20 protein-coding genes are annotated in these 25518 nt (G+C 74.6%); 6 read left to right on the top strand and 14 right to left on the bottom strand.

Going from position 1 to position 25518, the window contains the following annotated elements; all coding sequences use genetic code 11:
* The first annotated feature begins 53 nt into the window (after positions 1-53).
* Positions 54-755, top strand: coding sequence for an HAD family hydrolase (locus tag ITJ44_RS01515; protein WP_194633025.1), 702 nt, complete (start codon positions 54-56; stop codon positions 753-755).
* A gap of 84 nt (positions 756-839) precedes the next feature.
* Here the strand turns inward: ITJ44_RS01515 and ITJ44_RS01520 are convergent, their stop codons facing one another.
* Complete coding sequence (locus tag ITJ44_RS01520) at positions 840-1493, bottom strand: DUF1990 family protein (protein WP_194633026.1); 654 nt, start codon at positions 1491-1493, stop codon at positions 840-842.
* A 259-nt stretch (positions 1494-1752) separates the two neighbouring features.
* Here ITJ44_RS01520 and ITJ44_RS01525 point away from each other — a divergent pair, with 259 nt between their 5' ends.
* On the top strand, positions 1753-3483 hold the full coding sequence (locus ITJ44_RS01525; protein WP_194633027.1) for a hypothetical protein: 1731 nt from the start codon (positions 1753-1755) through the stop codon (positions 3481-3483).
* A 96-nt stretch (positions 3484-3579) separates the two neighbouring features.
* Here the strand turns inward: ITJ44_RS01525 and lepA are convergent, their stop codons facing one another.
* From lepA to ITJ44_RS01540, 3 genes are all read right to left on the bottom strand, one after another.
* A complete protein-coding gene (gene lepA / locus ITJ44_RS01530; protein ID WP_194633028.1) occupies positions 3580-5427 on the bottom strand; it encodes a translation elongation factor 4 in 1848 nt (615 codons plus the stop codon).
* A gap of 111 nt (positions 5428-5538) precedes the next feature.
* Positions 5539-6516, bottom strand: a complete 978-nt coding sequence (locus ITJ44_RS01535) for an epimerase (protein ID WP_194633029.1) — start codon at positions 6514-6516, stop codon at positions 5539-5541.
* Complete coding sequence (locus ITJ44_RS01540) at positions 6513-7772, bottom strand: amidohydrolase (protein WP_194633030.1); 1260 nt, start codon at positions 7770-7772, stop codon at positions 6513-6515. The genes ITJ44_RS01535 and ITJ44_RS01540 overlap by 4 nt, the downstream gene beginning before the upstream one ends.
* Before the next feature lie 116 nt (positions 7773-7888).
* Between ITJ44_RS01540 and ITJ44_RS01545 the strand changes: the two genes are divergently transcribed.
* Positions 7889-8407, top strand: a complete 519-nt coding sequence (locus ITJ44_RS01545; protein ID WP_194633031.1) for an NUDIX domain-containing protein — start codon at positions 7889-7891, stop codon at positions 8405-8407.
* 135 nt (positions 8408-8542) lie between these two features.
* Positions 8543-8806 (top strand): 30S ribosomal protein S20, encoded by a 264-nt coding sequence (rpsT, locus tag ITJ44_RS01550; protein WP_012038238.1) that lies wholly within the window; start codon positions 8543-8545, stop codon positions 8804-8806.
* A gap of 91 nt (positions 8807-8897) precedes the next feature.
* On the opposite strand, the gene holA is transcribed toward rpsT, so the two are convergent.
* From holA to ITJ44_RS01575, 5 genes are all read right to left on the bottom strand, one after another.
* The gene (holA, locus tag ITJ44_RS01555) at positions 8898-9926 is read right to left on the bottom strand and encodes a DNA polymerase III subunit delta (RefSeq protein ID WP_194633032.1); all 1029 of its coding nucleotides are present in this window, start codon (positions 9924-9926) and stop codon (positions 8898-8900) included.
* A gap of 101 nt (positions 9927-10027) precedes the next feature.
* Positions 10028-11413 carry a ComEC/Rec2 family competence protein gene (locus ITJ44_RS01560; RefSeq protein WP_228494458.1) on the bottom strand — a complete coding sequence of 462 codons (1386 nt, stop codon included), beginning with the start codon at positions 11411-11413 and terminating at the stop codon, positions 10028-10030.
* 365 nt (positions 11414-11778) lie between these two features.
* The gene (locus tag ITJ44_RS01565) at positions 11779-12720 is read right to left on the bottom strand and encodes a helix-hairpin-helix domain-containing protein (RefSeq protein ID WP_370551593.1); all 942 of its coding nucleotides are present in this window, start codon (positions 12718-12720) and stop codon (positions 11779-11781) included.
* Between the two features lie 148 nt (positions 12721-12868).
* Positions 12869-15427, bottom strand: a complete 2559-nt coding sequence (gene leuS / locus ITJ44_RS01570) for a leucine--tRNA ligase (RefSeq protein ID WP_194633034.1) — start codon at positions 15425-15427, stop codon at positions 12869-12871.
* 99 nt (positions 15428-15526) lie between these two features.
* On the bottom strand, positions 15527-17023 hold the full coding sequence (locus ITJ44_RS01575) for an anthranilate synthase component I family protein (RefSeq protein ID WP_194633035.1): 1497 nt from the start codon (positions 17021-17023) through the stop codon (positions 15527-15529).
* Positions 17024-17076: 53 nt separating this feature from the next.
* Here ITJ44_RS01575 and ITJ44_RS01580 point away from each other — a divergent pair, with 53 nt between their 5' ends.
* The gene (locus ITJ44_RS01580; protein ID WP_194633036.1) at positions 17077-17895 is read left to right on the top strand and encodes an aminotransferase class IV; all 819 of its coding nucleotides are present in this window, start codon (positions 17077-17079) and stop codon (positions 17893-17895) included.
* Between the two features lie 9 nt (positions 17896-17904).
* On the opposite strand, the gene cydC is transcribed toward ITJ44_RS01580, so the two are convergent.
* Genes cydC through ITJ44_RS01600 form a run of 4 tightly spaced genes read right to left on the bottom strand, consistent with a single transcriptional unit; the run spans position 17905 to position 23753 of the window.
* Positions 17905-19590 carry a thiol reductant ABC exporter subunit CydC gene (gene cydC, locus ITJ44_RS01585; RefSeq protein ID WP_194633037.1) on the bottom strand — a complete coding sequence of 562 codons (1686 nt, stop codon included), beginning with the start codon at positions 19588-19590 and terminating at the stop codon, positions 17905-17907.
* On the bottom strand, positions 19587-21329 hold the full coding sequence (gene cydD / locus ITJ44_RS01590; RefSeq protein ID WP_194633038.1) for a thiol reductant ABC exporter subunit CydD: 1743 nt from the start codon (positions 21327-21329) through the stop codon (positions 19587-19589). Before cydD ends, cydC begins: the two co-directional genes overlap by 4 nt.
* A 7-nt stretch (positions 21330-21336) precedes the next feature.
* The gene (gene cydB / locus ITJ44_RS01595) at positions 21337-22341 is read right to left on the bottom strand and encodes a cytochrome d ubiquinol oxidase subunit II (RefSeq protein ID WP_194633039.1); all 1005 of its coding nucleotides are present in this window, start codon (positions 22339-22341) and stop codon (positions 21337-21339) included.
* Positions 22341-23753, bottom strand: coding sequence for a cytochrome ubiquinol oxidase subunit I (locus tag ITJ44_RS01600; RefSeq protein WP_194633040.1), 1413 nt, complete (start codon positions 23751-23753; stop codon positions 22341-22343). Before ITJ44_RS01600 ends, cydB begins: the two co-directional genes overlap by 1 nt.
* A 426-nt stretch (positions 23754-24179) precedes the next feature.
* Here ITJ44_RS01600 and ITJ44_RS01605 point away from each other — a divergent pair, with 426 nt between their 5' ends.
* Positions 24180-24632, top strand: a complete 453-nt coding sequence (locus tag ITJ44_RS01605) for a hypothetical protein (RefSeq protein ID WP_194633041.1) — start codon at positions 24180-24182, stop codon at positions 24630-24632.
* A gap of 308 nt (positions 24633-24940) precedes the next feature.
* Here the strand turns inward: ITJ44_RS01605 and ITJ44_RS01610 are convergent, their stop codons facing one another.
* Entirely contained in the window at positions 24941-25486 is a 546-nt protein-coding gene (locus tag ITJ44_RS01610; RefSeq protein WP_194633042.1) for a GNAT family N-acetyltransferase, read from the bottom strand.
* Positions 25487-25518 lie beyond the last annotated feature (32 nt).

The raw sequence follows: 25518 nt of genomic DNA on the forward strand, positions 1-25518 counted from the left end.
GCCGCGCGGAGCACCGGGGCGGGGCGCGCACCGGGATCCGCCAGGATGGGCGCATGACCGACGCCCCCTCGCCCCGGCCTCTGCACGTCCTCTGGGACGTCGACGGCACGCTCCTCCACAACAGCCCGCGCTCCGGCAGCATGTACCACCGGGCGATCGAGCTGGCGGCGGGCGAGCCGCTCGAGGACCGCACGGTCCACGCCCACGGCAAGACCGACGGGCAGATCATCTGGGAGACGCTCGACGTCTACGGCCTGCCGGAGTCGCTGCACGCGCCGGTGCGGCAGCACCTCGAGGAGCTGTCGCGCGTCGAGCACTACGGTCCCGGCCGCCGCACGGTGCCGGTCGGCGTCCCCGAGCTCGTGGCCGACGTCGCCGCGCGCGGATGGGTCAACGCGCTCCTCACGGGCAACTCGCCGCTGCGGGCCCGCTACAAGCTCGACGGCGCGGGCCTCGACGTGGGCCTGTTCGACTGGGACGCGTCCGCGTTCGGGCACGAGTCGCGGATCCGCAGCGACCTCACCCGCCGCGCCGCCGTCGAGCTGGCCGGCGCGCCCGTCGTCATCGTCGGCGACACCCCCGCGGACGGCGTGGCCGCCGAGGCGGCGGGGTTCCCGTTCGTCGCGGTCGCCACCGGCGCGTACGACGTCGCCGCGCTCACGGCGCCCGAGGCGCACGCCGCGCTCGTGGTGCCGGACCTCCGCGCGGGGCACGACGAGGTGCTCGCCTTCCTCGACGGCGTCGTCCGCGGCTGAGGCCGGGTACCGCGCCCGCTCCCCGCGACGGTCCGCAGGAGGCCGTCGGGGACGACCCGCGCCCGAGCCGGCGCGACGGCCGGATCAGGCCCCGGCGACCGCGGGGTGCAGCGCCTTGAGGTACCGGCGCGTGAAGATCCCCTGCACGACCCGGAGGACCGGGCCCGCGAGCCGCAGCGGCCAGGAGGAGGGCCGGGAGAAGACCCGGAGGGTGAGCCACACGCTGCCGTCGGGCTCGCGGGAGACCAGGAACGCCTCCTCGCCGCTGAACGGATGGCCGGGCAGCGTGCCGTAGGCGAAGCCGACGCGGTCGGTCTCCTGCACGGTGTAGACGACGCGGACCGGCGCCTCGGGGTGGAACGGCCCGAACGGCATGCGCAGCACGGCCGAGGTGCCCGACGTGATCCACGCGGTGCCGTCGTCCCCGTAGAGCGCCTCCCGTGGCCGGTCGACGGGCATCTGCGGCACGCCGTCCTCGTCGAACTCGAGGCCCGTGTAGCCCGGGTCGTCCGGCACCTCCTGCTCGATGCGCGTCACGTCGATCCCGCTGCCGCGCTGCACGCCCCAGGTCATCAGGAGGGCGACGGCCTGCTCGAAGCGCTCGTCGCCGCTGCCGAGGCGCGCGCTCGACTCCGTGGGGCGGTAGCCCTCCGGCGGGTAGGTCATGAGGTCGACGGCCTGGGTGCCTCCGACGGAGCCGTACGTGACGGCGGTCGCGGTGTAGGTGCTGCGGCGCATGGGATCCAGACTAGGGCGTCGGGCTGCGAGGGGGCCGCGCGCCTAGCACGCCGGACGACCCGGTGTCATCCCCCTGCAGCAGCCCTCTCCTCATCCTCGTCGATGCCGGGCGGATGAGATGTGACGGGCGTGATGAATCCGTGATCAGAAAAGCATTCCGGGGGCCTCCCGCGCCGATACGGTGAGCGCAATCCGACGCACGGACGGCCGATCGGCCGCCGAGCTTCGTCGGTACATCGCCTCCCATCCCGAGGAAACCATGCGCACGCGCGTCCGCCCCCACCGTCCCCTCGCCTCCGCCGTCGCCGCGACGGCCCTCACCGCCGTCCTGATCGCGAGCGGGCTCCCCGCCCACGCGGCGGACGCCGGCTCGATCTCCGGGACCCCGGCGGCCGCCGGATCCCCCGCGGCGGACGCCGCCACCGGCACCGCCACCGGCGCCGCCGCGGCCACCCCGTCGGTCGCCGACCCCTCCGCCGCGCAGCCCGCGGCCACCCCCGCGGCGTCGGCCGCCGCCGACTCCGCATCCCCCTCGACGTCCGCCGTCGACGCCGCCCTGACCCCGGCTCCCGCGGCGACGGCCGGTCCCGCCGCCGCGGCCGACCCCGCGGAGTCGAAGGCGCAGGCTCCGATCCCGGCCCCGGTGATCCTCGCACCGGCCGAGGGCGACTCGCAGGTGGAGGGCACGACGACGTTCTCCGGCACGGGCGTCGCCGGCGACGCCATCGACCTGTACGTCTTCGCGGCGGGCTTCCGCGGCGACGCAGGCGACGGCGCCGACTTCCTCCAGTACTCCACGGTCGTCCGACCGGATGGCAGCTGGAGCACCACGCAGCGCCTCCCCGTGGGGCGCTGGGTCGTCAAGGCCGACCAGTCGGACGACGACGGCGCCACATCGACCCCCGGCGACATCGGGTTCACCGTGGCTCCGGCCGCTCCCCGCATCACCTCGCCGACGCCGGACGCCCGCGTGGACGGGCGGCTGCACCTCGCCGGCACCGGGGCCGCCGGCTCCCGGGTCATCGTGGACGTCTCCGGCAGGGACGGGACGCGGAGCCACACGACGTCGGTCCGCGCCGACGGCACCTGGTCGACGGACGCGCTGGTCGCCGCGGGCACCTACTCCGTGACGGCCGTCGCCTCCCATCCGCTCCCCTACGAGCGCGACGAGCAGTACATCGAGTCGGCCCGCACGGCCCCGGTCTCCGTCACGGTGACCCGCGCCGCGGAGCCCGTCCGGCCGGTGCTCCTCACGCCCGCCGAGGGCGACAGCCAGGTGGAGGGGTCGACCACGTTCTCCGGGACCGGCGAGCCCGGGGCGGACATGTGGGTCTTCGTCTTCCCGGAAGGAGACCGTGGCTCCGACAGCGACGCGGGCGAGAGCCTCTCCTTCAGCACCCGGGTCGGCGAGGACGGTCGGTGGTCCACGACCGAGGTCCTGCCGATCGGGATCTGGATCATGAAGGCCGAGCAGTCGGCCGGCGACGACCTCACCGACGCCGACTCGCGGCCCGCGTTCACCGTCCTCCCCGCCGCACCGGTCATCACGGCCCCGACGGCCGACGCGCGGGTCACGGGTCGACTGCAGCTCGCGGGGACCGGCACCGCGGGATCCACCGTCCTCCTGACGCTCACGGGAGGCGGGAAGCCGCGCCAGCTGACCGCGCAGGTCGGCGCGGACGGGAGCTGGTCGACGGTGGCGGACGTCACCTCCGGCAGCCACTCCGTGTCCGCGGTCGGCTCGCACCTCCTGCCGTACGAGCGGTCGGCGCGCTACATCCGCTCCGATCCGTCGTCCGCGGTCGCGTTCACGGTCACCGGCGGCGCGGCCGTCGCGGTCTCGCACCGCACGGCGCTGCCGATGACGGGCTTCGACCCTGTCCCGCTCGTCGCGCTCACGGGATCGCTGCTCGCCGCCGGGCTCGCGCTGCTCGTGATCCCCGCGGTCCGTCGTCGTCGGGCGCCCGCCGGCCCGCGGCTCCCGCGCTGATCGGCGCCCGCCGCCCGGCGGCGGGCCGACTCCCCGGACACGACGCGCCCCCTGCCTCGCGAGGCAGGGGGCGCGTCGTGCGTGCGGGTGGCGGGACTACTTGGCCTTCTTCTCCGTGTCGCCCGACAGCGCGGCGATGAACGCCTCCTGGGGGACCTCGACGCGCCCGACCATCTTCATGCGCTTCTTGCCCTCCTTCTGCTTCTCGAGCAGCTTGCGCTTGCGGGTGATGTCGCCGCCGTAGCACTTGGCGAGCACGTCCTTCCGCATGGCGCGGATGGACTCGCGGGCGATGATCCGGGCGCCGATGGCCGCCTGGATCGGCACCTCGAACTGCTGGCGCGGGATGAGCTCGCGGAGGCGGCCGGTCATCAGGACGCCGTACGCGTAGGCCTTGTCGCGGTGCACGATGGCGCTGAACGCGTCGACCTGCTCGCCCTGCAGCAGGATGTCGACCTTCACCAGGTCGGAGTCCTGCGAGCCGGCGGGCTCGTAGTCGAGCGACGCGTAGCCGGCCGTCTTGCTCTTGAGGTTGTCGAAGAAGTCGAACACGATCTCGCCGAGCGGCATCGTGTAGCGGATCTCCACGCGGTCCTCGCCGAGGTACTCCATGCCGAGCAGGATCCCGCGCCGGGACTGGCACAGCTCCATGATCGTGCCGACGTAGTCCTTGGGCGCGAGGATCGCGGCCTTGACCACGGGCTCGGAGACGCTGACGATCTTGCCGCCCGGGAACTCGCTCGGGTTGGTGACCGTGACCGTCTTCTTGTCCTCGCTCGTGACCTCGTAGATCACGGACGGCGCCGTGGTGATGAGGTCGAGGCCGAACTCGCGCGAGAGGCGCTCGGTGATGATCTCCAGGTGCAGGAGGCCGAGGAAGCCGCAGCGGAAGCCGAAGCCCAGCGCGACGGAGGTCTCGGGCTCGTAGACCAGCGCGGCGTCCGACAGCTTGAGCTTGTCGAGCGCGTCGCGGAGGTCGGGGTAGTCGGATCCGTCGATCGGGTAGAGCCCGGAGAAGACCATGGGCAGCGGCTCGGTGTAGCCGGGCAGCGCCTCGGTCGCCGGGCGGGCGGCGGTCGTCACGGTGTCGCCGACCTTCGACTGGCGCACGTCCTTCACGCCCGTGATGAGGTAGCCGACCTCGCCGACGCCGAGCCCGTCGGACGGCGTGGGCTCGGGCGAGCTGACGCCGATCTCGAGGATCTCGTGGGTGGCGCGCGTCGACATCATCGAGATCTTCTCGCGCGGGCTGAGCTTGCCGTCGATCATGCGGACGTACGTGACGACGCCGCGGTAGGCGTCGTAGACGGAGTCGAAGATCATGGCGCGCGCGGCGGCGTCGGGGTCGCCGACGGGTGCGGGGATGGTGCGGGAGACGCGGTCGAGGAGGTCCTCGACGCCCGCGCCCGTCTTGCCGGAGACGCGCAGCACGTCGGACGGGTCGCCGCCGATGAGGGAGGCGAGCTCGGCGGCGTACTTGTCGGGGTCGGCGGCCGGCAGGTCGATCTTGTTGAGGACCGGGATGATCGTCAGGTCGTTCTCGAGCGCGAGGTAGAGGTTGGCGAGGGTCTGGGCCTCGATGCCCTGCGCCGCGTCGACCAGGAGGATCGCGCCCTCGCACGCGGCGAGCGAGCGGCTCACCTCGTAGGAGAAGTCGACGTGGCCCGGGGTGTCGATCATGTTGAGCGCGTACGTCCGCCCGTCGAGCTCCCACGGCATGCGGACGGCCTGGCTCTTGATCGTGATGCCGCGCTCGCGCTCGATGTCCATGCGGTCGAGGTACTGGGCGCGCATGGAGCGCGAGTCGACGACGCCCGTCATCTGCAGCATGCGGTCGGCCAGCGTCGACTTGCCGTGGTCGATGTGGGCGATGATGCAGAAGTTGCGGATGGACGCGGGGTCGGTCGCGGCGGGCCGGAGGGCCTTCGTTGCTAGGGGGCTCACGCGTTCCTTACGGGTCTTGTCGGTGGAGCGGAACCACGATCATCCCACGGGAGGCCCGTCGGGCCGCCCCCGCGGCGCGCGCCCGACCCGCCCGCCCACGCCGCGGGACGATCAGCGCCGCACGATGTCGGCGACGGCCGCGTCGAGCTCCGGCCACCGGAACCGGTAGCCGGCGGCCTCGAGCGTCTCCGGCACCACCCAGCGGCTCTTGAGGACGAGCTCCGGCTCCGTGCGGAACAGCCACATGCCGATCTCGAGCATCCACCGGTTCGCCGCGAGTCCCACGGGCATGCCGACGGCCCGGCGGAGGACCTTCATCAGCCGGCGGTTCGTGACGGGCGCGGGGCTCGACGCGTTGACCGGGCCCTCGAGCGACGGGGTGTCGCGCACGAAGCGGATGATGCCCACCAGGTCGTCGATGTGCAGCCAGCTGAAGACCTGGCGGCCGTGGGTGGGCTGGAACACGTGGTGGGCGCCCGCGCGGATCCGGGACGGGCGGCCCGGGAAGCGCCCGTCGAGCTGGGGGCCGCCGAGTCCGAAGCGCGCGAGGCCGAGGAGCGGCTGGAGCGCGCCGTCGCGGCCGAGCACGATCGCGATGCGGAGCGCGACGCGGCGGGTCGACGGAAGCTCGGGCGCGAAGAACGCGCGCTCCCAGGCGCGGCCGACCGAGGGCGAGAAGTCGTCGCCGAGCTCCCCCGTCGACTCGGTCTGCGGCCGGTCGGTCGCGTGCCGGTAGACGGTGGCGGTGGAGGCGTTGATCCACACGGGCACGGGCCGCGCGCTGTCGGCGACGGCGCGCGCGAGCTCGCCGGTCGTCTCCACGCGCGAGCGCAGGATCTCCCGGCGGTTGGCGACGCCGTAGCGGCAGTTCACGCTCTTGCCCGCCAGGTTCACGAGGAGGTCGGCGCCGTCGACGATGCGGCGGATCCCGTCCTCGTCGCCCCAGCGCGCGTCGGCCCCCGAGCGGCCGATCGTGAGCACGCGGTAGCCCTCGTCGGCGAGCTCGCGCACGAGCACCTGGCCGATGAAGCCCGATGCCCCCGCGACGACCGCGATGCGCGCGGCGGCCGTCCCCGGTGCGTCGCTCATGCGCCGAAGCGCGTGCGGCGCTCGACCGTCGTGCCCGTGCCGTCGGCCCAGGTGTAGACCGTGGACCCGCCGATGATGACGTGCTCGGCGCGGGACCGGACGTCGAGCGGATCGCCCGACCAGATCACGACGTCGGCGTCGAGGCCCGGGGTCAGCGCGCCGACGCGGTGGTCGAGGCGGAGGATCGCGGCCGGGTTCGCCGTGATCGCGCGGAGGGCGATGTCGGCGGGCAGCCCGTCCTTCACGGCGAAGGAGGCCTGGTGCACCAGGAAGTCGATCGGCACGACGGGCGCGTCGGTCGTGATCGCGACGAGCACGCCCGCGCGGTGCAGCGCCGCGAGGTTCGCGACCGCGCGGTCGCGCAGCTCGACCTTGGAGCGCGAGGTGATCATCGGGCCGAAGATGACCGGGATGCCGCGCTCGGCGAGCACGTCCGCGATCTTGTCGCCCTCGGTGCCGTGGTTGACGACCAGGCGGTAGCCGAACTCGTCGGCGAGGCGGATCGCGGTCGCGATGTCGTCATGACGGTGCGTGTGCTGGTCCCAGGCGAGCTCGCCGTCGAGCACGCGCACGAGCGTCTCCTTGCCGAGGTCGCGGGAGAAGGGCTTGCCGTCCTTCTCCGCGTGGTCGCGGGCCGCGCGGTAGTCCTCGGCGTCGCGGAAGGCCCGGCGGATCACCATGGCGACGCCCAGGCGCGTCGACGGCGTGCGGTCCTTGGCGCCGTAGACGCGCTTCGGGTTCTCGCCGAGCGCGCTCTTGACGCTCACCGAGTCGCTGACGACCTGCTCGTCGATGGTGCGGCCGCCCCACGACTTGATGGCGACGGACTGGCCGCCGATCGGGTTGCCGGAGCCGGGCTTCACGACGATGGTCGTGACGCCGCCCTTGAGCGCGTCGCGGAAGCCCTCGTCGTCGATGTCGATCGCGTCGATGGCGCGCACCGAGCTCATGTCGGGGTCGGTCATCTCGTTGGTGTCGTTGCCCGCGGGTCCGTTCGCCTCCTCGTGGATGCCGACGTGGCCGTGCGCCTCGACGAATCCGGGGAGGACCCAGCGGCCGGTCGCGTCGATGACGGTCGCGCCCGCGGGCACCTCGACATCGCCGCCCTGCCCCACCGCGGCGACGAGGCCGTCGCGGAGGAGGACGGTGCCGCCGGGGATCGGCGCGCCGTCGACGGGGACGACGTGGCCGCCGACGATGGCGGTGACGGAGGAGGCGGACGCGCGGACCGGGGCTGTGCTGTCGGAGAGGGGCATGCTCCGAGCCTAGGACGCGAGCGGGACGCGGGGGTCGGTGGCGGGGCTCTGCGGGGCTCCGCGGGGCGGGCATCCGACGTCGGGGGGAGGCCGCCGGGCGTCGGTACGCTCGATGGATGGGCATCCCCGACTTCATCGTCTCCCTCCGCGAGCGGATCGGCACCGCTCCCCTGTGGCTCTCGGGCGTGACCGCCGTGATCCTCGACGGCCCGCGCGTGCTCCTCGTCCGTCGCGGGGACACCGGCGCGTGGGCGCCCGTCTCGGGGATCCTCGAGCCCGGCGAGGAGCCCGCCGTCGGCGCCTGGCGGGAGGCCGAGGAGGAGACCGGCGTGACCGTGGAGGTGGAGCGGCTGGTGGCCGTCGGCACGACCGGCGAGATCACCTACCCGAACGGCGACCGCGCGAGCTACCTCGACCTCACCTTCCGCTGCCGCTACGTCTCGGGCGAGGCGCGCGTGAACGACGACGAGTCGCTCGAGGTCGCGTGGTGGCCGGTGGATGCGCTGCCGGACATGCCCGCGGACTTCCTGGGGCGGATCCGCGACGCGCTCGACGACGAGCCCGAGACCCGGTTCGTGCGACCCGGCGACGACGCCCCGCGCCCGTCCCGCGACGCGCGCGGCTCCGCGGCCTGATTTCCGGGCCGCGACCTGGTATCGTCGCCTGTTGGCTTGCGTGTGATCCTCCCCGATCACGCGGTATCGCCGCAGGCGCCCTCTCTCGCTGAGCGGCAACTCATACGACGACAACTCGAACGGAAGACATAACACGTGGCAAACATCAAGTCGCAGATCAAGCGCATCGGCACCAACAAGAAGGCCCAGGAGCGCAACAAGGCCGTCAAGAGCGAGCTGAAGACGGCCATCCGCTCCGTCAAGACCGCCATCACCGCGGGCGACAAGGACGCGGCCGTCAAGGCCGTCAGCCTCGCCGGCAAGAAGCTCGACAAGGCCGCCAGCAAGGGCGTCATCCACAAGAACCAGGCCGCGAACCGCAAGGGCGCGATCGCCAAGCAGGTCGCCAAGATCGGCTGACCTCCCCTGGTGCGATCGACGGGCCCCGCGCATCGCGCGGGGCCCGTCGTCATGTCCAGGCGCGGATCGCGGGCGCCGGGGTCCGGCGTCGTCAGTCGCGGCCGCGGGAGGCGATGGTGCGCACCATGCGCTCCAGCGCGTAGACGGGATCGCGCCCGCCGCCCTTGACCTGCGCGTCCGCCTCGGCGAGGGCCTCGATGGCCCGGCCGAGGCCCGGGTCGTCCCACAGCTGCAGGTCGCGCCGAGCGCGGTCGACCTGCCAGGGGGCCATGCCGAGCTTCGACGCCAGCTGGCCCGACGCCCCCGAGACGCCCGACACCTTCGCCATCGTGCGGATCTTCATGGCGAAGGCCGCGACGAGCGGCACCGGGTCCGCGCCCGAGGTGAGCGCGTGCCGGAGCAGCACGAGCGCCTCGCCGCCGCGGCCGGCGATGGCGGAGTCCGCGACCGCGAAGGCGTTGATCTCCACGCGGCCGCCGTAGTACTGGTCGACCGTGACCTCGGTGATCTCGTGCGCGGTGTCGGAGATGAGCTGCTGGCAGGCCGAGGCGAGCTCGCTCACGTCGTCCTGGAACGCCGCCACGAGCTGCCGCACCGCGCCCGGCGTGATGGAGCGCTTGGCGGCCCGGAACTCGGCGACGGCGAAGTCGTGCTTCTCGCTGTCCTTCTTGAGCTCGGCGCACACGACCTCGATGCCGCCGCCGGTGCCCGCGCGCACGGCGTCGAGCAGCTTCTTGCCCCGCACTCCCCCGGCGTGCCGGAGGACGACGTACGTGTCGTCCGCGGGCGAGTCGAGGTACGCGACGGCGTCCAGCAGGAACTGGTCGGAGCACTTCTCCACGTTCACGACGCGGATGAGCCTCGGCTCCGCGAAGAGGGACGGGCTCGCCAAGGTGATGAGCTCCCCCGGCGCGTAGGAGTCGGCCTCGATGTCGGAGACCTCGATGCGCGGATCCTCCGTCGTGAGGATGTCGCGGAGGCGACGCATCGCGCGGTCGGCGAGGAGGGCCTCGGTGCCGGACACCAGGACGACGGGCGCCGGCCGGACCGCGTCCCACGAGAGCTGCGGGATGGCCGCGGAGGGCTTCGCCGCCGTGCTGCGGGACGTCCTGGTCGCCATGCGGGTCCTTCCGGGAGGGTGCGGGTGGGGTGTCGGGTGTCGGGTGCTCGATCGTGTGCCGGGCGGACAGCTGCGCGAGCCGGCGGTCGGGCGGATCCAGGTTAGCCGTCGGGTGCGACGTCGACCGGCCCGGCGCTGGACGCCGGAGGACGCCGCGGCGCCGTCCGGCCGAGCGCGACCACCGCGACGACCAGGGCGATCGCCACCGCGAGGGCGATGATGCCCGCCGGACCCGACGCCCACGGCACCCGGCCCGCGGGGAGGCGGGACACGACGGAGGCGACCGCGGCGATCCAGGCGGCCGGCAGCCACGCCAGCCGCAGCACCAGCCCGCCCGCCGCCGGCCAGACCGGGAGGACGACGCAGGCGACGAGCCCGCCGATGGTGGCGGGCGCGGCCGCGGGCTCGGCGAGGACGTTGGCGAGCACCCCGTGCACGGGCAGGCCGGGCTGCAGGACGAGGAGGACCGGCTGGCACGCCACCTGGGCGGCGAGGGGGATCGCGAGCGCCTCCGCGAGGCGACGGGGCACGCGCCGCGAGAGGCGGTCCGCGAGCGGTGGAGCCAGCACCAGGAGGCCGGCCGTCGCCAGCACGCTGAGGGCGAAGCCGAGGTCGCGTGCCAGCCAGGGATCGCTCGTGAGCAGGACCACCACGGCGACGGCCAGCGCGGGCAGGCCGCGGGACGGCCGACCGGATGCGGTGGAGACGATGAGCACGGCGGCCATGACGGCGGCTCGGACGACGCTGGGCTGCGGGGTCACCAGCACCACGAACGCGCCGAGCGCTGTCAGCGCCGCGACCGCGCGCGCCGGTGGTCGGAGTCCGACGGCCGCCGCGAGCGCCAGCACGAGCCCCACGATGACCGCGCAGTTCGCCCCGGAGACCGCCGTGAGGTGCGTGAGCGAGCTGTCCTTCATGGTCTGCGCGAGGGCCGGCGTCACCGCCGACACGTCTCCGATCGCGAGGCCCGGCAGCAGCTGCGCCCCCGGGCCTCGGAGGTCGGCGGCGGCGTCGGCGAGGCCCGCACGGAGGTCGTCGGCGATCCCGAGGGGCCCGACGGGATCGCCCGCGGGCTCGGGTGCGCCGCGTGCGAGGAGCAGGTACGCCGTGCGATCACCCGGATCCGCGGCGCGGACGGCGGCGCTCAGCCGCACGACGGCACCCACGCCCAGGTCGCGGTGCGCGGATGCGGCGCCACGGTCGCCGGCACCCGTGGCGAAGACCACGACGGGCACCGGCCTCGGCAGCCGCACCGTGTCGTCGACCGTCCGGCCGTCCGCATCGCGGCCGACGTGGAGGGCGGTGAGGTGCGCGACGAGACGCACGCGCGCGGGGCGGCCGGATGCGCTCCCGGAGCGCGAGGCGACCGGGACGGGCGGCTCGTCGACGACGGCGTCCGCGACCACCATGCCGTCCGCCCGCGCCGCGATCTCCAGGATCTCCGGATGCCGCGACGGCTCGCGGGCGGCCGCGGCGCCGAGGAGCATGGCCGTCACCCCCGCGGCGACGGCCAGCGCGGCCGCAGCTCGGCGGGACCGGGCCGCCGACTCCGCTCCCGAGCGCCCCTGCCGCCGACGGGGGACGCGACATGCGACGTGCGCGGTCGCCGTCGCGGCGGCACGCGTCCGCGCATGCGCGGCCGACCGGGCGGCGACCCCGGCGGCCAGCAGCGCGAGCGCCGCGGCGGCCACGGCCGAGGGCGCCGATGCGCCACGCACGCCGATGGCGGCCGCCGCGCACGCCCACCCGACCGCTGCGGGGGTCGCGAGTCGGAGGTCGATGTCCGGAGCGCCCGTGCGCGACCACCCACGCGACGGTCTTCCGGAGCCGGGGGTCGCCCGTGGCCTCCGCGTCACACCCGCACCAGCGGGGTGAGGGAGGCGAGCGTGCGATCGCCGATGCCCGGGACGCGTCCCAGGTCGGCGACGCGCGCGAAGCGCCCGTGCGCGGAACGCCAGGCGATGATGCGCGCGGCCAGCGACGGGCCGACGCGCGGCAGCGTCTCCAGCTGCTCTGCCGTGGCGGTGTTGAGGTCGACCGGGGCGGACGGGCTCGCGGTCCCGCCAGCGGCGCCGGACGCCCCGGATGGAGCTGCCGAGGCGGCCGGCGTCTCCCCCTGGCGGGGGACGACGAGCTGCTCGCCGTCGGACAGGACGCGCGCGAGGTTCACGCCCGCGGTGTCCGCCCCGTCGGCGAAGCCGTGCGCGGCGGCGAGGGCGTCGACGACGCGGCTGCCCGGGGCCAGGGGGAACAGCCCCGGGGAGACGACCGCGCCGACCACGTGCACGTAGATGGGCGTGCGCGTCGCCGCGGTGGATCCGCCGGCCCCGCCGTCCGCATCGCCCCCGCCGTCCGATGCGCTCGCGCCGGCCGGACCGCCTCCTCCGGTGGACTCGACGGCCTCGCCGTCCCCGGGACCGTCTGTCGCGGCGGCACCGCGGCTCGCGTGCGCCGCCGAGCTGGGGCGCTCGGCGGCGGGTGCCGTCGAGGAGGCGACGCCGGCCGACTGGACGGCGGTGACGAGGACCGCGACCACGAGCGCCGCGGCGACCAGGACGACCGCCGCCCCGATGCCCACGCGGAGCCGGACGCGCCCCTTCTGGCCGGGCAGCGGACTCCCCTCCGCGGTCGCGCGGGGCGCCGGGGCGTCGTCGTCCGGCTCGTCGTCGTGCGCGCCGCTCCGGGTCGGCGCGGCGTCCGAGGGCCATGGCGCGTCGGGCGACCCGTCGTCGTCCGCCCATGCCGGGTGATCGGCGGCATCGGGTCCGGGACGAGGACGACGGAGGGGGCGCATGCGGGCACGGTAGGCGGCGCGCGGTGGTGCCCGGGCCGCGCGGCGGACTCTGGGGATCGCCGTCGCGGATCCGCCCTGGGATGGAGCGAGGGCGGCCCGTCGTCGGACCGCCCTCGTGTCGCCGCGACGCCGGGTCGCGGGCCGCCCCTCAGGGAGCGGGCGTGGTGGTGATGCTGACGATCTTCGGCGCGCGGACGATGACCTTGTCGATCGTGCGCCCCGCGGTGGAGCGCTTGACGCCCGCCGTCTCGCGCGCGAGCGCCTCCAGCTCCTCCGCACCGATCTTCGCGTCGACGTCGAGCTTGTCCCGCACCTTGCCGTCGACCTGCACGACCGCCGTGACCGTGCTCACGACGAGCAGGTTGCGGTCGGCCTTGCGCCAGCCGGCGAACGCGACCGAGCCCTGGTAGCCGAGGCGCTTCCACATGTCCTCGGCCGTGTACGGCGCGAAGAGGCTGAGCGCGATCGTGACGACCTCCGTGGCCTCGCGCACCGCCGCGTCGCCGCCGCCCGCGCCCTGGTCGATGGTCTTCCGGATGGCGTTGACGAGCTCCATCGTGCGGGCGATGACCACGTTGAACTTGAACGCCTCGAGGAGTCCGGGGCCCTCGGCGAGGAAGCGGTGCGTGACGCGGCGGAGCGCCTCGTCCCCCGTCTTCCACTCGACCTCGGGCGCGCTCGTGATGTCGCCGGTGAGGCGCCACGCGCGGGCCAGGAACTTGGCGGAGCCCGACGGGGAGACGTCCTCCCAGTCGATCGGGTCCTCCGGCGGGCCGGCGAACGCCATGGTGAGCCGGATCGCGTCGACGCCGTGGCGCTCGATCTCGGAGCCGAGGTCGACGCCGCCCTTGCTCTTCGACATCTTGACGCCGCCGGAGAGCACCATGCCCTGGTTCAGCAGCGCGCTGAACGGCTCGGTGAAGGTGACGTAGCCGAGGTCGAAGAGCACCTTGGTGATGAAGCGCGAGTACAGCAGGTGCAGGATCGCGTGCTCGACGCCGCCCACGTACTGGTCGATGGGCGCCCAGCGGTCGGCGTCGGCGGGGTCGAACGCCTTCTCGTCGTCGTCGGGCGAGAGGAATCGCAGCCAGTACCAGGAGCTGTCCATGAACGTGTCCATGGTGTCGGGGTCGCGCGTGGCGGGGCTGCCGTCCACCGGGCTCGGCACGTTCGCCCACTCCGTGGCGGCGGCCAGCGGCGACTTGCCCTTCGGCGTGAGGTCGAGCCCCTCGGTGTCGGGCAGGCGCACGGGGAGCTGGTCCTCGGGCACGCGGATCTCGTTGCCCTCGGCGTCGTAGACGATGGGGATGGGCGTGCCCCAGAAGCGCTGGCGCGAGATGAGCCAGTCGCGCAGGCGGTAGTTCTTCGCCGCGCGGCCGCGGCCCTCCGCCTCCAGCTGTTCGATGACGCGCTTGATCGCGGGCTGCTTGCTCAGCCCGTTCAGCGAGCCGGAGTTGATGAGGCGGCCCTCGCCGGGCAGCGCGACGCCCGTGCGACCGGGCAGCACCTCCTCGAGGTCGGGCAGCTCGCCGTCCTCGGGGATGATGCGGATGGCACCCGTGACGGGCTGCGTGGTGTCGACGACCACGCGCACCGGCAGGTCGAAGGCGCGCGCGAAGTCGAGGTCGCGCTGGTCGTGCGCGGGCACGGCCATGACCGCGCCCGTGCCGTAGTCGGCGAGGACGTAGTCGGCGGCCCAGACGGGGATCCGCTCGCCGTTGACGGGGTTGACCGCCGTGCGGCCGAGCGGGATGCCGGTCTTCGGACGATCGGTCGTGGAGCGCTCGATCTCGTTGAGGCGCTGCGTGCGCTCCAGGTAGCCGCGGAACTCCTCCCGCACCTCGTCGGACGCGCCCTCGACGAGCTCCGCCGCGAGGTCGCTGTCGGGCGCGACGACCATGAAGGTGGCGCCGTGCAGTGTGTCGGGCCGGGTGGTGAAGACGGTGACGGGCTCGTCGCGGCCCTCGACGACGAAGTCGACCTCGGCGCCCACGGAGCGGCCGATCCAGTTGCGCTGCATGTTCAGCACCTTGGAGGGCCACGTGCCCTCGAGCTGGTTCAGGTCATCGACGAGGCGGTCGGCGTAGTCGGTGATGCGCAGGTACCACTGGGTCAGCTTCTTCTTGACCACCATGGCGCCCGAGCGGTCGGACGTGCCGTCGGGCAGGACCTGCTCGTTGGCGAGGACGGTCTGGTCCACCGGGTCCCAGTTGACCCAGCTGTCCTTCCGGTACGCGAGGCCCTTCTCGTGCATCTTGAGGAACAGCCACTGGTTCCACTTGTAGTACTCGGGGTCGCTCGTGTGCAGCTCGCGCTCCCAGTCGAAGGAGAGGCCGTAGCGCTTCATGGACTGCTTCTGCGTGTCGATGTTCGCGTAGGTCCACTCGCGCGGGTCGACGCCGCGCTTGATGGCGGCGTTCTCCGCGGGCAGGCCGAAGGAATCCCAGCCGATGGGGTGGAGCACGTTGAAGCCCTGCTGACGCCAGTAGCGCGCGACCGCGTCGCCGATCGCGAACGCCTCGGCGTGACCCATGTGCAGGTCGCCCGAGGGGTACGGGAACATGTCGAGGATGTACTTGCGGGGGCGGGTGTCGCTCGCGTCCGGCGTGCGGAACGGCTGATCGCGCTCCCAGACCTCGGACCACTCGGCCTCGATGGCGCGGAAGTCGTAGGTCTCGCCGGGGGTGTCGGGGGTCTCGTGTGCCAAGGGCGCTCTCGATTCGATGCGGGGGTCGCGGCCGTGGAGGCCTCGACAAGACTAGTGAACGCGCGCGGCCCCTCCCGAACCCGGGGGATGGGCTGCGGGTCACGCCGGGTGGGGCGCCCTGGGGAGGGACGGGCCCGCCTCGCCGCGCCCGCCGGGCGGCATCGGGACGCGGGCCGCGCGGACGGCGGCCAGCAGCGGAGCGGCCTTCACCCGGACCTCCTCGAGCTCCTCCTCGGGGATGGAGAGCGCGGTGATCCCGCCCCCCGCGCCCACCGTGGCGTGGCCGTCCGTGACGACGACCGAGCGGATCACCATGGCGAGGTCGACGCGGCCGTCGTCGCCGAACCAGCCGAACGCGCCCGCGTAGACGCCGCGCCGACCGCCCTCGAGCGCGGCGAGGATGCCGACGGCCGCGGACTTCGGGGCGCCCGTCATGGAACCCGCCGGGAACAGCGCCCGCACCGCGTCGACGGCCGAGACGCCCGGGGCCAGCTCCCCCTCGACGCGGCTCACCAGCTGGTGCACCTGCGCGTAGGCCTCGACGGCGAACAGGCTCGTGACGCGCACGGATCCGAGGACGCAGACGCGGCTGAGGTCGTTGCGCATGAGGTCGACGATCATCACGTTCTCCGCGCGCTCCTTCTCGCTCGCCAGGAGCTCGGCGCGCGCCCGGGCGTCGGCGGCGGGATCCGCGTGGCGGGGGCGCGTCCCCTTGATCGGCAGGGTGCGGATCGTGCCGGCCGCGTCGACCTCGACGAACCGCTCGGGCGATGCGCTGACGAGGGCGGTGCCGCCCACGCGGAGGAAGGCGCCGTGGTGCGTGGGGCTGAGGGCGCGGAGCGCGAGGTGCACGCGGACGGGGTCCACCTCGCCGGCGATGTCCGCGCTGTTGGTGAGGCACAGCTGGTACGCGTCGCCGCGCCGGATGGACTCCTGGCAGGAGCGGATGAGGCCGAGGTAGGCGTCGTCGTCGTGCCGCCAGACGACGGACGCGTCGTCGTCGGTGGCGTCGTCGTCGGTGTCGGTGTCGGTGTCGGTGTCCGCCGCGCCCCGCGTCGGCCGCGTGCCGGAGGACGCCACGCGGGCGAGCTGCTCCTCGATCGCCCGCGGCCACGGATCCCCGGCTCGCGCCACGGCCCAGACCTCCCCCGCCCGGTGGTCGAAGGCGAGGAGGCGGTCCACGCGCATGGCGGCGGCCGGGACCGGGCCCACCGCGCCGGGCGCGCTCGGCGGGGCGTGGTGGAGCGGGACGGTCTCCGTCCAGGCGTCGTGCGGGATCCAGCCGATGAGGCCCAGCCGGAACGCGAGGCCGTCCGGGAGGTCGTCGTCTCCCACGGCGGGCGCGGCGGCGGGCGACGCGGTGGCCGCGGGCAGCAGCTCCGCCACCCCCGGGAAGACGCCGCGCGGCCACGCCGCGACGGTGCCGGCGGACGCCGCGAGGTAGCTCCAGCCCTCCCCCGCCGAGTCGTCGAGCCAGGCCACGTCGCCGGCGGTCTCGGCGGCGAAGAGCGCGAGGAAGGCCGCCTCCGGGTCGTGCCAGCGGCCCAGCCGTCGGCCGACGGCCGGCATCGCGGCGTGCGCGTCGCCCTCGTGCATGCGCGGCCTCCCGGTGTCGTGAGCGCACCCGGCGGCCGCCTAGCCTCAAGGGTATGAGTTCCGAGACGATCCTCCGGTGGAGCGCGGCCGGGTGGGCGACCACGACCACGGATCCCGCCGGTGGAGGAGCCGAGGAGGCGCGGCCGTCCGGCCACCGGGTGCTCGCGGCCGACTCGTTCCTCGTCGACGGGGGCCGCGTGCTCGCCCTCGACGTGCACCGGCAGCGGTTCCTCGCGTCGCTGCGGCTGCAGGCGGCGGCCGTGCCCGATCCCGCCGCGTTCCTGGATGCCGCGGTGGCGGCGATGCCCCGGGAGGGTGCCTGGTTCCCGCGCGTGGAGGCGCTCCGCGGGCCCGACGGCGACGTCGCGCGCCTCCTGGTGCGGCCGGCGCCGGAGCGCACGGCGTCGGTGGTGCTCCGCGACCACGACGGCCCGGATCCGCGCACGATGCCGCGGGTCAAGGGACCGGACCTGCACGCGCTCGGCGCTCTGCGGAGCCGCGCGGCCCGGTACGGCGCGGGCGAGGCGGTGATCCTCGCGGCCGACGGCACGATCGCGGAGGGCGCCTACAGCGCGATCCTGTGGTGGCACGGCGACGCGCTCGCGGTCGTCGAGGGCGACGTGCCGCGGATCCCGAGCGTCACCGAGCGCAGCATCGTCGCCCTGGCCACGGCCCTCGGCGTCGACGTGCTGCACGAGCGCGCGCGGCCGGCGGACCTCGACGGCCGCGAGGTGTGGGCGGTCAGCGCGCTGCACGGGATCCGCCTGGTGCGCGGCTGGATCGACGGTCCGTCCACCGCGGCCGAGCCCGGCCGCGTGCGCGCCTGGCGCACGCGCCTCGACGCGCTGCGGCGCGAGCTGCCCGCGGGCTGACGACCGTCGTCAGCGCGCGCGGACGTCGCCCGCCGCGACGCGGAGCTCCACCGTGCGGTCCACGAGATCGCCGGGCACCTCCGTGTGCGTGAGCAGGAGCACGCCGCGGCCGTGCTCCCGCGCGGCCACGAGCACGTCCCGCAGCACCGCCTGCGCGCGCTCGGCGTCCACGTCGGCCGTCGGCTCGTCGAGCACCAGCACCGGGAAGTCGGCGAGCAGCGCGCGGGCGAGGGCGATGCGCTGCGCCTGCCCGCCGGAGACGAGGCCGCCGCGGTCGCCGACGCGCGCGTCGAGGCCGCCCCGCTCGGCCGTCCACCCCGCGAGGCCCACGCGCGCGAGCACGCCGAGGAGCTCGGCGTCGGTCGCGTCCTCCCGGGCGAAGAGCAGGTTCTGGCGGATGCTCGCGTCGAAGAGGTGCGGCGCCTGCTCGCAGAGGCCGACGATCCGCCGCACGGCCGACGGCGCCAGGGACCGCGCGTCCCGGCCGTCCAGCTCGTAGGCGCCCTCCGACTCGAGGAACCGGGCGAGGGCGGCCGCGAGCGACGACTTCCCGGATCCGCTCGGGCCGCGCACGACGACCGTCTCCCCCGGCCGCACCACGAGCGACACGGGCGCGAGGGCGTCGTGCCCGGCGCCCGGCCAGCGCGTGACCAGGTCGCGGACCTCGAGCGTCGTGCCCATGGGCGACGCGGCGGGGAGGGGCTCTCCGCCGGCGTCCTCCGGCTCGCGCGGGATCTCCGGCGGCACCGTCTCCGGCACCACCCCCGCCACGCGCGCCGCGCTCGTGCGCACCCGCCGCCACGCCTGCACCGCGAGCGGCACGGCGGTCGCCTGCTCGACGAGCGCGAGCGGCACCAGCGCGGCCAGCGCGAGCCAGGCGGGATCCAGCGTCCCGGACGCGAGGCCGGGCACGCCCTGCAGCACGGTCCAGCCGGCGACCGCGCCCGTGCCGGCGAGCACGACGCCCGTGGTGACGCCCGCCGCCGCCGCGCTGCGCAGCTCCGCGCGTCGGAGGTCGGCGGCGGCGCGGTCGATCGCGGCGAGGCGCGCGTCCACCGCCCCGAACGCCGCGAGGACGTCGAGGCCGCCGACGAGGTCGAGCACGAGGTCCTGCAGCCGGGCGCGGAGCGGCGCGACGCGGGTCTCGGCACGGCCCGCGATGGCCGTGGTCGCGCCGATGCCGACGACGAGGCCGACCGCGAGCACGGCGAGGAGCGCGATCCCCGCCGCCGGCAGCACGGCGCCCACCACGGCGACGCTCGCCGCCTGCACGAGCACCGACACCGCGAGCGGCTGGACCACGCGCAGCGGCAGGTCCTGGAGCCGGTCGACGTCGCCGACGAGCCGCGTGAGGAGGTCGCCGCGGCGCGTGTCGCGGAGACCGGCCGGCGCGAACGGGAGGAGGCGCTCGAAGACGCCCACGCGCAGCGTCGCGAGCGCCCGGAACGCCGCGTCGTGGCTCGTGATGCGCTCGAGGTAGCGGAACGCGGCCCGCCCGAGCGCGAACGCGCGGACCCCCACGATCGCCATGCCGAGGAACAGGATCGGCGGCTGCTCGGACGCGCGGGTGATGAGCCAGGCCGACGTGGCGAGCAGCGCGACCGCGCCGACCGCGCTCGCCAGGCCCGCGGCGAGTCCGGGCAGGGCCCGGCGCGCGGGCGGCTGCGCGAGGCGGAGGACGTCGTCGCGGTTCACGGCGCCACCTGCGCGCGCCAGGCCGGCTCGGGCGCGATGCGGGTGCGCGCCGGCTCGGTGCGGGCGCCCACCTCGGGCCGGGTGGGTCCGTCGCCGGATCCCCCGCCCAACCGCAGCTCGGCGTCCGCGGCCCGCACGAGCGCCGCGCGGTGGGTCACGACCACGACCGCGCGCCCCTGGTCGGCGAGCACGCGGATCCCCGCGGCGAGCCGCTCCTCGGACGCCGCGTCGAGCGCGGAGCTCGGCTCGTCGAGCAGCACCAGCGGGCAGTCGAGGGCGAGAGCGCGGTGCACGGCGCGCGCGACGGCGACCCGCTGCGCCTGCCCGCCGGAGAGCCCCTGCCCGCCGACGCCGAGCACGAGGTCGGCGTCGATGCCGTCGGCCGCCGCCAGGTCGAGCGCGCGCCGGACGAGCGCGTCGTCGGGATCCGCGACGCCCAGCGCCACGTTCTCGCGCACGGTCCCCGCGACGAGCCCCGGCCGCTGACCCGCCCACGCGATCTCGGTCGCCGCGGGCGGACGCGGCGACGCGCCGGCGGCGCCGCCGACCCAGCCGACGGATCCGCCAGCGGGCAGCTGCCCGAGGACCGCCTGCAGGAGCGAAGACTTCCCGACGCCGCTCGGTCCGGTGACGGCCGTGACGCGGCCCCGCGCGAACCGCGCCGAGACGCCCGCGAGGACGGCCACGTCGCCGCGCACGACCGTGAGGTCGTGGATCGCGAGCGCGTCGCCGGCGGCAGGTGCCGCGGTCGCGTCACCCGGCACGGCGCGCCCCGCGCGCGTCGTCCGCTCCTCGTCGAGGATCCCGAGCACGTCGTCGGCGGCCGCGACCCCCTCGGCGGCGGCGTGGAACTGCACCCCCACCTGCCGGATCGGCAGGAACGCCTCCGGCGCGAGCAGGAGCACGAAGAGCCCGACCTCGAGGTCCAGCTGCCCGCCGATGAGGCGCACGCCCACCGACACCGCCACGAGCGCGACCGACAGCGACGCGGCGAGCTCCAGCACGAAGCCGGACAGGAACGAGATCCGGAGCACCCGCATGGTCTCGACGCGGTACTCCTCCGTCACGCGGCGGATCCGCGCGGTCTGCCGCCGGGCGCGCCCGAAGACCAGGAGCGTCGAGAGCCCGTCGACCACGTCGAGGAAGCCCGACGCGAGCTCCGTGAGCCGCGACCACTGCCGGCGCTGCACCTCCTGCGTCGCCCAGCCCACGAGCACCATGAAGACCGGGATGACGGGCAGCGTCAGGAGGACGGTCACGCCCGTGAGCGTGTCGGCGAGGAGGAGCACCCCCACGACGATCGGGGTGGCGAGCGCCGTGAGGATCAGCTGCGGCACGTAGCGCGCGAAGTACGGGTCGAGCGCGTCGAGGCCGGGCCCCACGATGGTCGCGAGGCGGCCGCGGCTCCGGCCGGCCGTCCACGCGGGGCCGAGGTCGGCGATCGCCCGGAGCGCGCGTCGGCGCAGCTCGGCGGTGACCTGCGCCGCGCCGCGCGCGCCCACCGTGTCGAGGAGCCACGACGCGGCGCCGCGCACGGCGGCGGATCCGATCGCGAGCGCCAGCACGGGCCCGAGCGAGCGCGCATCCGCCCCGCCGATCGCCCGCACGACGAGCTGGGTGAGCGACCAGCAGGAGGCCACGAGCGTGACGGTCTGCAGCACGCCGAGCAGGGCGCCGACCGCGAGCATCGTCCGCGCCGAGGCGGAGTGCCGCAGCAGCCGGGGATCCAGGGGCGTCACGGCGCGCCTAGTGCGCGGCCCGGGCGATCACGGCGCGCGTGATGCGCTTCCGGAACACCCAGTACGTCCACGCCTGGTAGGCGAGGATCAGCGGCAGCGCGAAGCCCGCGGCCCACGTCATGATCGTGAGCGTGTACGGCGACGAGGAGGCGTTCGCGAGCGTGAGCCCGAAGCCCGGGTCGTTCGACGCCGGCATCACGTACGGGTGCAGCGCCGTGAAGAGGCTGGCCACCGCGAGCGCGATGGTCGCGGCGAGCAGCCCGAACGCCCACCGCTCGCGACCGCGCACGTTGGCGAGGTACGAGCCCACGAGCGCGACGGCCGCGAGCGCCGACACGAGCCCGGACAGCGCCGACCCGTGCGCGAGGGTCGTCCAGACGAGGAAGGCGGACGCGATCACGATCGTCACCGCCCCGACGCGCATCGACAGCAGGCGGGCGCGCGCGCGGATCGGCCCGTCGGTCTTGAGCGCCGCGAACTGCAGCCCGTTGACGAGGAACAGCGACAGCGTCGTGAGCCCGCCGAGGAGCGCGTAGGGGGTCAGCAGGTCGAGGGTGGACCCCGTGTAGTCGTGGTTCGCGTTCATGGGCACCCCGCGCACCACGTTCGCGAACACGACGCCCCAGAGGAACGAGGGAACCACGGAGCCGATGACGATCATCGCGTCGAACCACCCGCGCCACCGGTCGGACGCCCCCTGGTGCCGGAACTCGAACGAGACGCCGCGGAGGATCAGGGTGATGAGGATCGCGACGAGCAGCAGGTAGAAGCCGCTGAACATGGTCGCGTACCACTCGGGGAACGCCGCGAAGAGCGCGGCGCCGGCGACGATGAGCCAGGTCTCGTTGAGGTCCCACACCGGCCCGATGGTGTTGATGAGCACGCGGCGGTCGGTGTCGTCCTTCGCCAGGAACGGCAGGCTCATGCCCACGCCGAAGTCGAAGCCGTCGAGCACGAAGTAGCCGACGAACAGGAAGGCGATGACGCCGAACCAGAGAGTGGGGAGGTCCATCAGTACACGCTCGCTTCCCGCGCGACCTCGCCCGTGACGGGATCCGGTTCCCGCTCGTCCTCTGGCCCCTTCTGGGCGGCCTTCAGGATGAGGCGGAACTCCACCACCGCGAGCGACCCGTAGACGACCGTGAACGCGACGAGCGAGAGCAGCACCTGGATCCCGGTGACGTTCGGCGAGACCGCGGAGGAGGTCTGCAGCAGGCTGAACACGATCCAGGGCTGGCGGCCCATCTCCGTGAAGATCCAGCCGACCGTCATGGCGAGCAGCGGCAGGGGCGCCGCCCAGATGGCGACCTTCCACATCCACGGCTTCGTGATGCTCCGGCCGCGGCGGGTGGCCCAGAGGCCCGCGACCGCGACGCCGATGGCGGCCATGCCGAAGCCCATCATCCAGCGGAACGCCCAGTAGGTGACCCAGATGGTGGGCGTGTAGTCGCCGGGCCCGTAGCTGGCCACGTACTGCGCCTGCAGGTCGTTGATGCCCTGCACCGTGCCGTCGAGCGTGTGCGTCGAGAGGAAGGACAGCAGGTACGGGATCCGGATGGAGAACAGCTCGCTCGACCCGTCGGGCGTGCCCCAGGTGAAGAGCGAGAACGACGCGGCGGCGCCGGAGGACGTGTCGTAGTGCGCCTCGGCCGCGGCCATCTTCATGGGCTGCGTCTGCACCATGGCCAGTCCCAGCTGGTCGCCCGACAGGATGGTGAGCGCGCCGGAGACGACCATGAACCACATGCCGAACTTGAGCGCCGGCATCATCGTCTCGAGGTGCTGGTTGCGCGACAGGTGCCAGGCGGCGACCGAGTTGATCACGGCGGCCGCGCACATGAAGGCCGCGAAGATCGTGTGGGGGAACGCGGCGAGGGCGACCTTGTTGGTGAGGAGCGCCCAGATGTCGGTGAGCTCGGCACGTCCCCTGGCCTCGTCGATGCGGTAGCCCACCGGGTTCTGCATGAACGCGTTGGCCGACAGGATGAAGTACGCCGACAGGATCGACGCGACCGACACCACCCAGATGGACGCGAGGTGCAGCCGCTTCGGGAGCTTGTCCCAGCCGAAGATCCACACGCCGATGAAGGACGCCTCGAGGAAGAACGCGAGGAGGCCCTCGAGCGCGAGCGGGGCGCCGAACACGTCGCCGACGAAGCGGGAGTACTCGGACCAGTTCATGCCGAACTGGAACTCCTGCACGATGCCGGTGACGGTGCCCATCGCGAAGTTGATGAGGAAGATCCTCCCGAAGAACCGCGTGAGGCGCAGGTAGTGCTGCTTCCCCGTGCGGACCCAGGCCGTCTGGTACAGCGCGCAGACGAAGGCCATGCCGATCGTGAGCGGCACGAAGAGGAAGTGGTAGACGGTCGTGAGGCCGAACTGCCAGCGCGACAGCAGGAGCGGGTCGAGGAGGTCGTTCACTCGGGGCGACCGCTCGGGCGGCGGCCGGCGGCGGCGGGATCAGCGGGGATGTCCGCTACGGGGATCTCCGCTACGGGGATCTTCGCTTCGGGAACGGGGTGCGGTGTCATGGCGACCGGATGCGCTTCCTGTGGAGGGCGGATCATGCGGGTGGTGAGGCTCCATCGCGACACCTGGATTCTACGACTTGTAGACGATCCGCGCGAGCCCGGCGCGAGGATCCCGGCCGCATCGCGTTGGCCGACCGGCGGCGCGCGCGACACCCGGCGTTCATCCGCCCGGGCGAGGGTCGGACCACGCATCCGGATCGGCGTCGACCCGGTGCGCCCACGCGCGTGGCCGCCACCGGCTCCGCGCCCGACGTCGGCACACGGATCCGGCACCGCACCCACCCGCACCGCGCACGTCGACCGAAGGGCCGCCGCCATGACCTCCTCCGCTCCCGCCTCGCCGGCGTCCGACCTCACCCGCGGGTCCGCCCCGACGAGCGCGCCCTCCGCGGCCGGCGCTCCCGCATCCACGTTCGTCGCCCTGCTGGTGGCCGACGGCGCGCACCTCACGGCCCGGGTCGCCGAGGCGGCCGATCGCCTCGAGGCCGGGGACGCCCAGGCGCGCTACGACGCCCGGTCGGCGTCCGCCGAGGACGCCGTCGTCGTGGCCCTCGCGCTCGTGGCCGGCGGGCTCGACGTCCGGGCCGCCGCGCAGCACGCCGTGGAGGGGGATCCCGCGCCCGTCATCCAAGCGCTCCACTCGCTGGCCGGTCGCGGCGGCGTGGAGCCGTACCTCCTCCGCAACGGCCTCACGGTCGACCAGTTCCACGCGCTCCGCGACGCGGTCGTCGCCGGCGGCGGACGCGAGCTCGACGAGTCCCAGGACTGACGCGGCGGGCGGCCGACCCGCTCGCCGGGCGCGCCCCTCCTTCTGGGGCCACCCCGGGGTGTCCGCATAAATGAGGACCCGGCTAGAGTCGTCCATGAGCGCACGGCCCTTACCCCCCCCTTGGGCCAGGCGCTCGCAACCCGACGAGCTCGTCCGTCCACCCCCCCCAGGATCGGACGGCTCCCGGACCACGGCGATCGCCCATCCCCCGAAGGACCGCGATCACCGGAGAGGCCCGGCACCCGTGGCGTTCCCGCGCCCCGTGCCGGGCCTCTCGATCGTCCGCCGTGCGGATCGGCCCGGGCGCGTCAGCCCGCGAGTCCCGCCGTGCCACCGTCCCCGTCGGCCGCGTCGGCTCCGTCGTCGACCAGCGGCAGATGCAGGATCGCGAGGTCGAGCGGTCGGCCGAACTTCCAGCCGATGCCGGGCAGCAGCCCCACCTGCCGGAAGCCGAGCCGCTCGTGCAACCGGATGGAGCCCGTGTTGCCGGCCTCGATGTCGGCGAACACGGCGCGCTTGCCGGCGGCTCGCGCGTGCGCGACGACGGCCTCGACGAGCGCGCGGCCGATGCCCCGCCCCTGGAAGGCGTCGTGCACGTAGACCGAGTCCTCCACCGAGAAGCGGTAGCCGGACATGCGTCGCCAGGGGCCGTACGTGCCGTAGCCCGCGAACGCGCCGTCGACCTCGGCGACGAGGATCGGGTCGCCCGCCGCCGTCGTCTCCCGGAACCACTCCTCGCGCTCGGCGCGGTCGACGGGCTCCTCCGTCCAGAGGGCGGTGCCGGTGAGGATCGCGTGGTTGCGGATCTCCAGCAGGTCGTCGACGTCACGGGGCTCGGCGGGGCGGATCCTCATCCCGGAAGGCTAGCGGAGCGGTCGGGAGGGGC

The sequence above is a fragment of the Clavibacter sp. VKM Ac-2873 genome (assembly GCF_015351075.1).
Classification (GTDB): Bacteria; Actinomycetota; Actinomycetes; order Actinomycetales; family Microbacteriaceae; genus Clavibacter.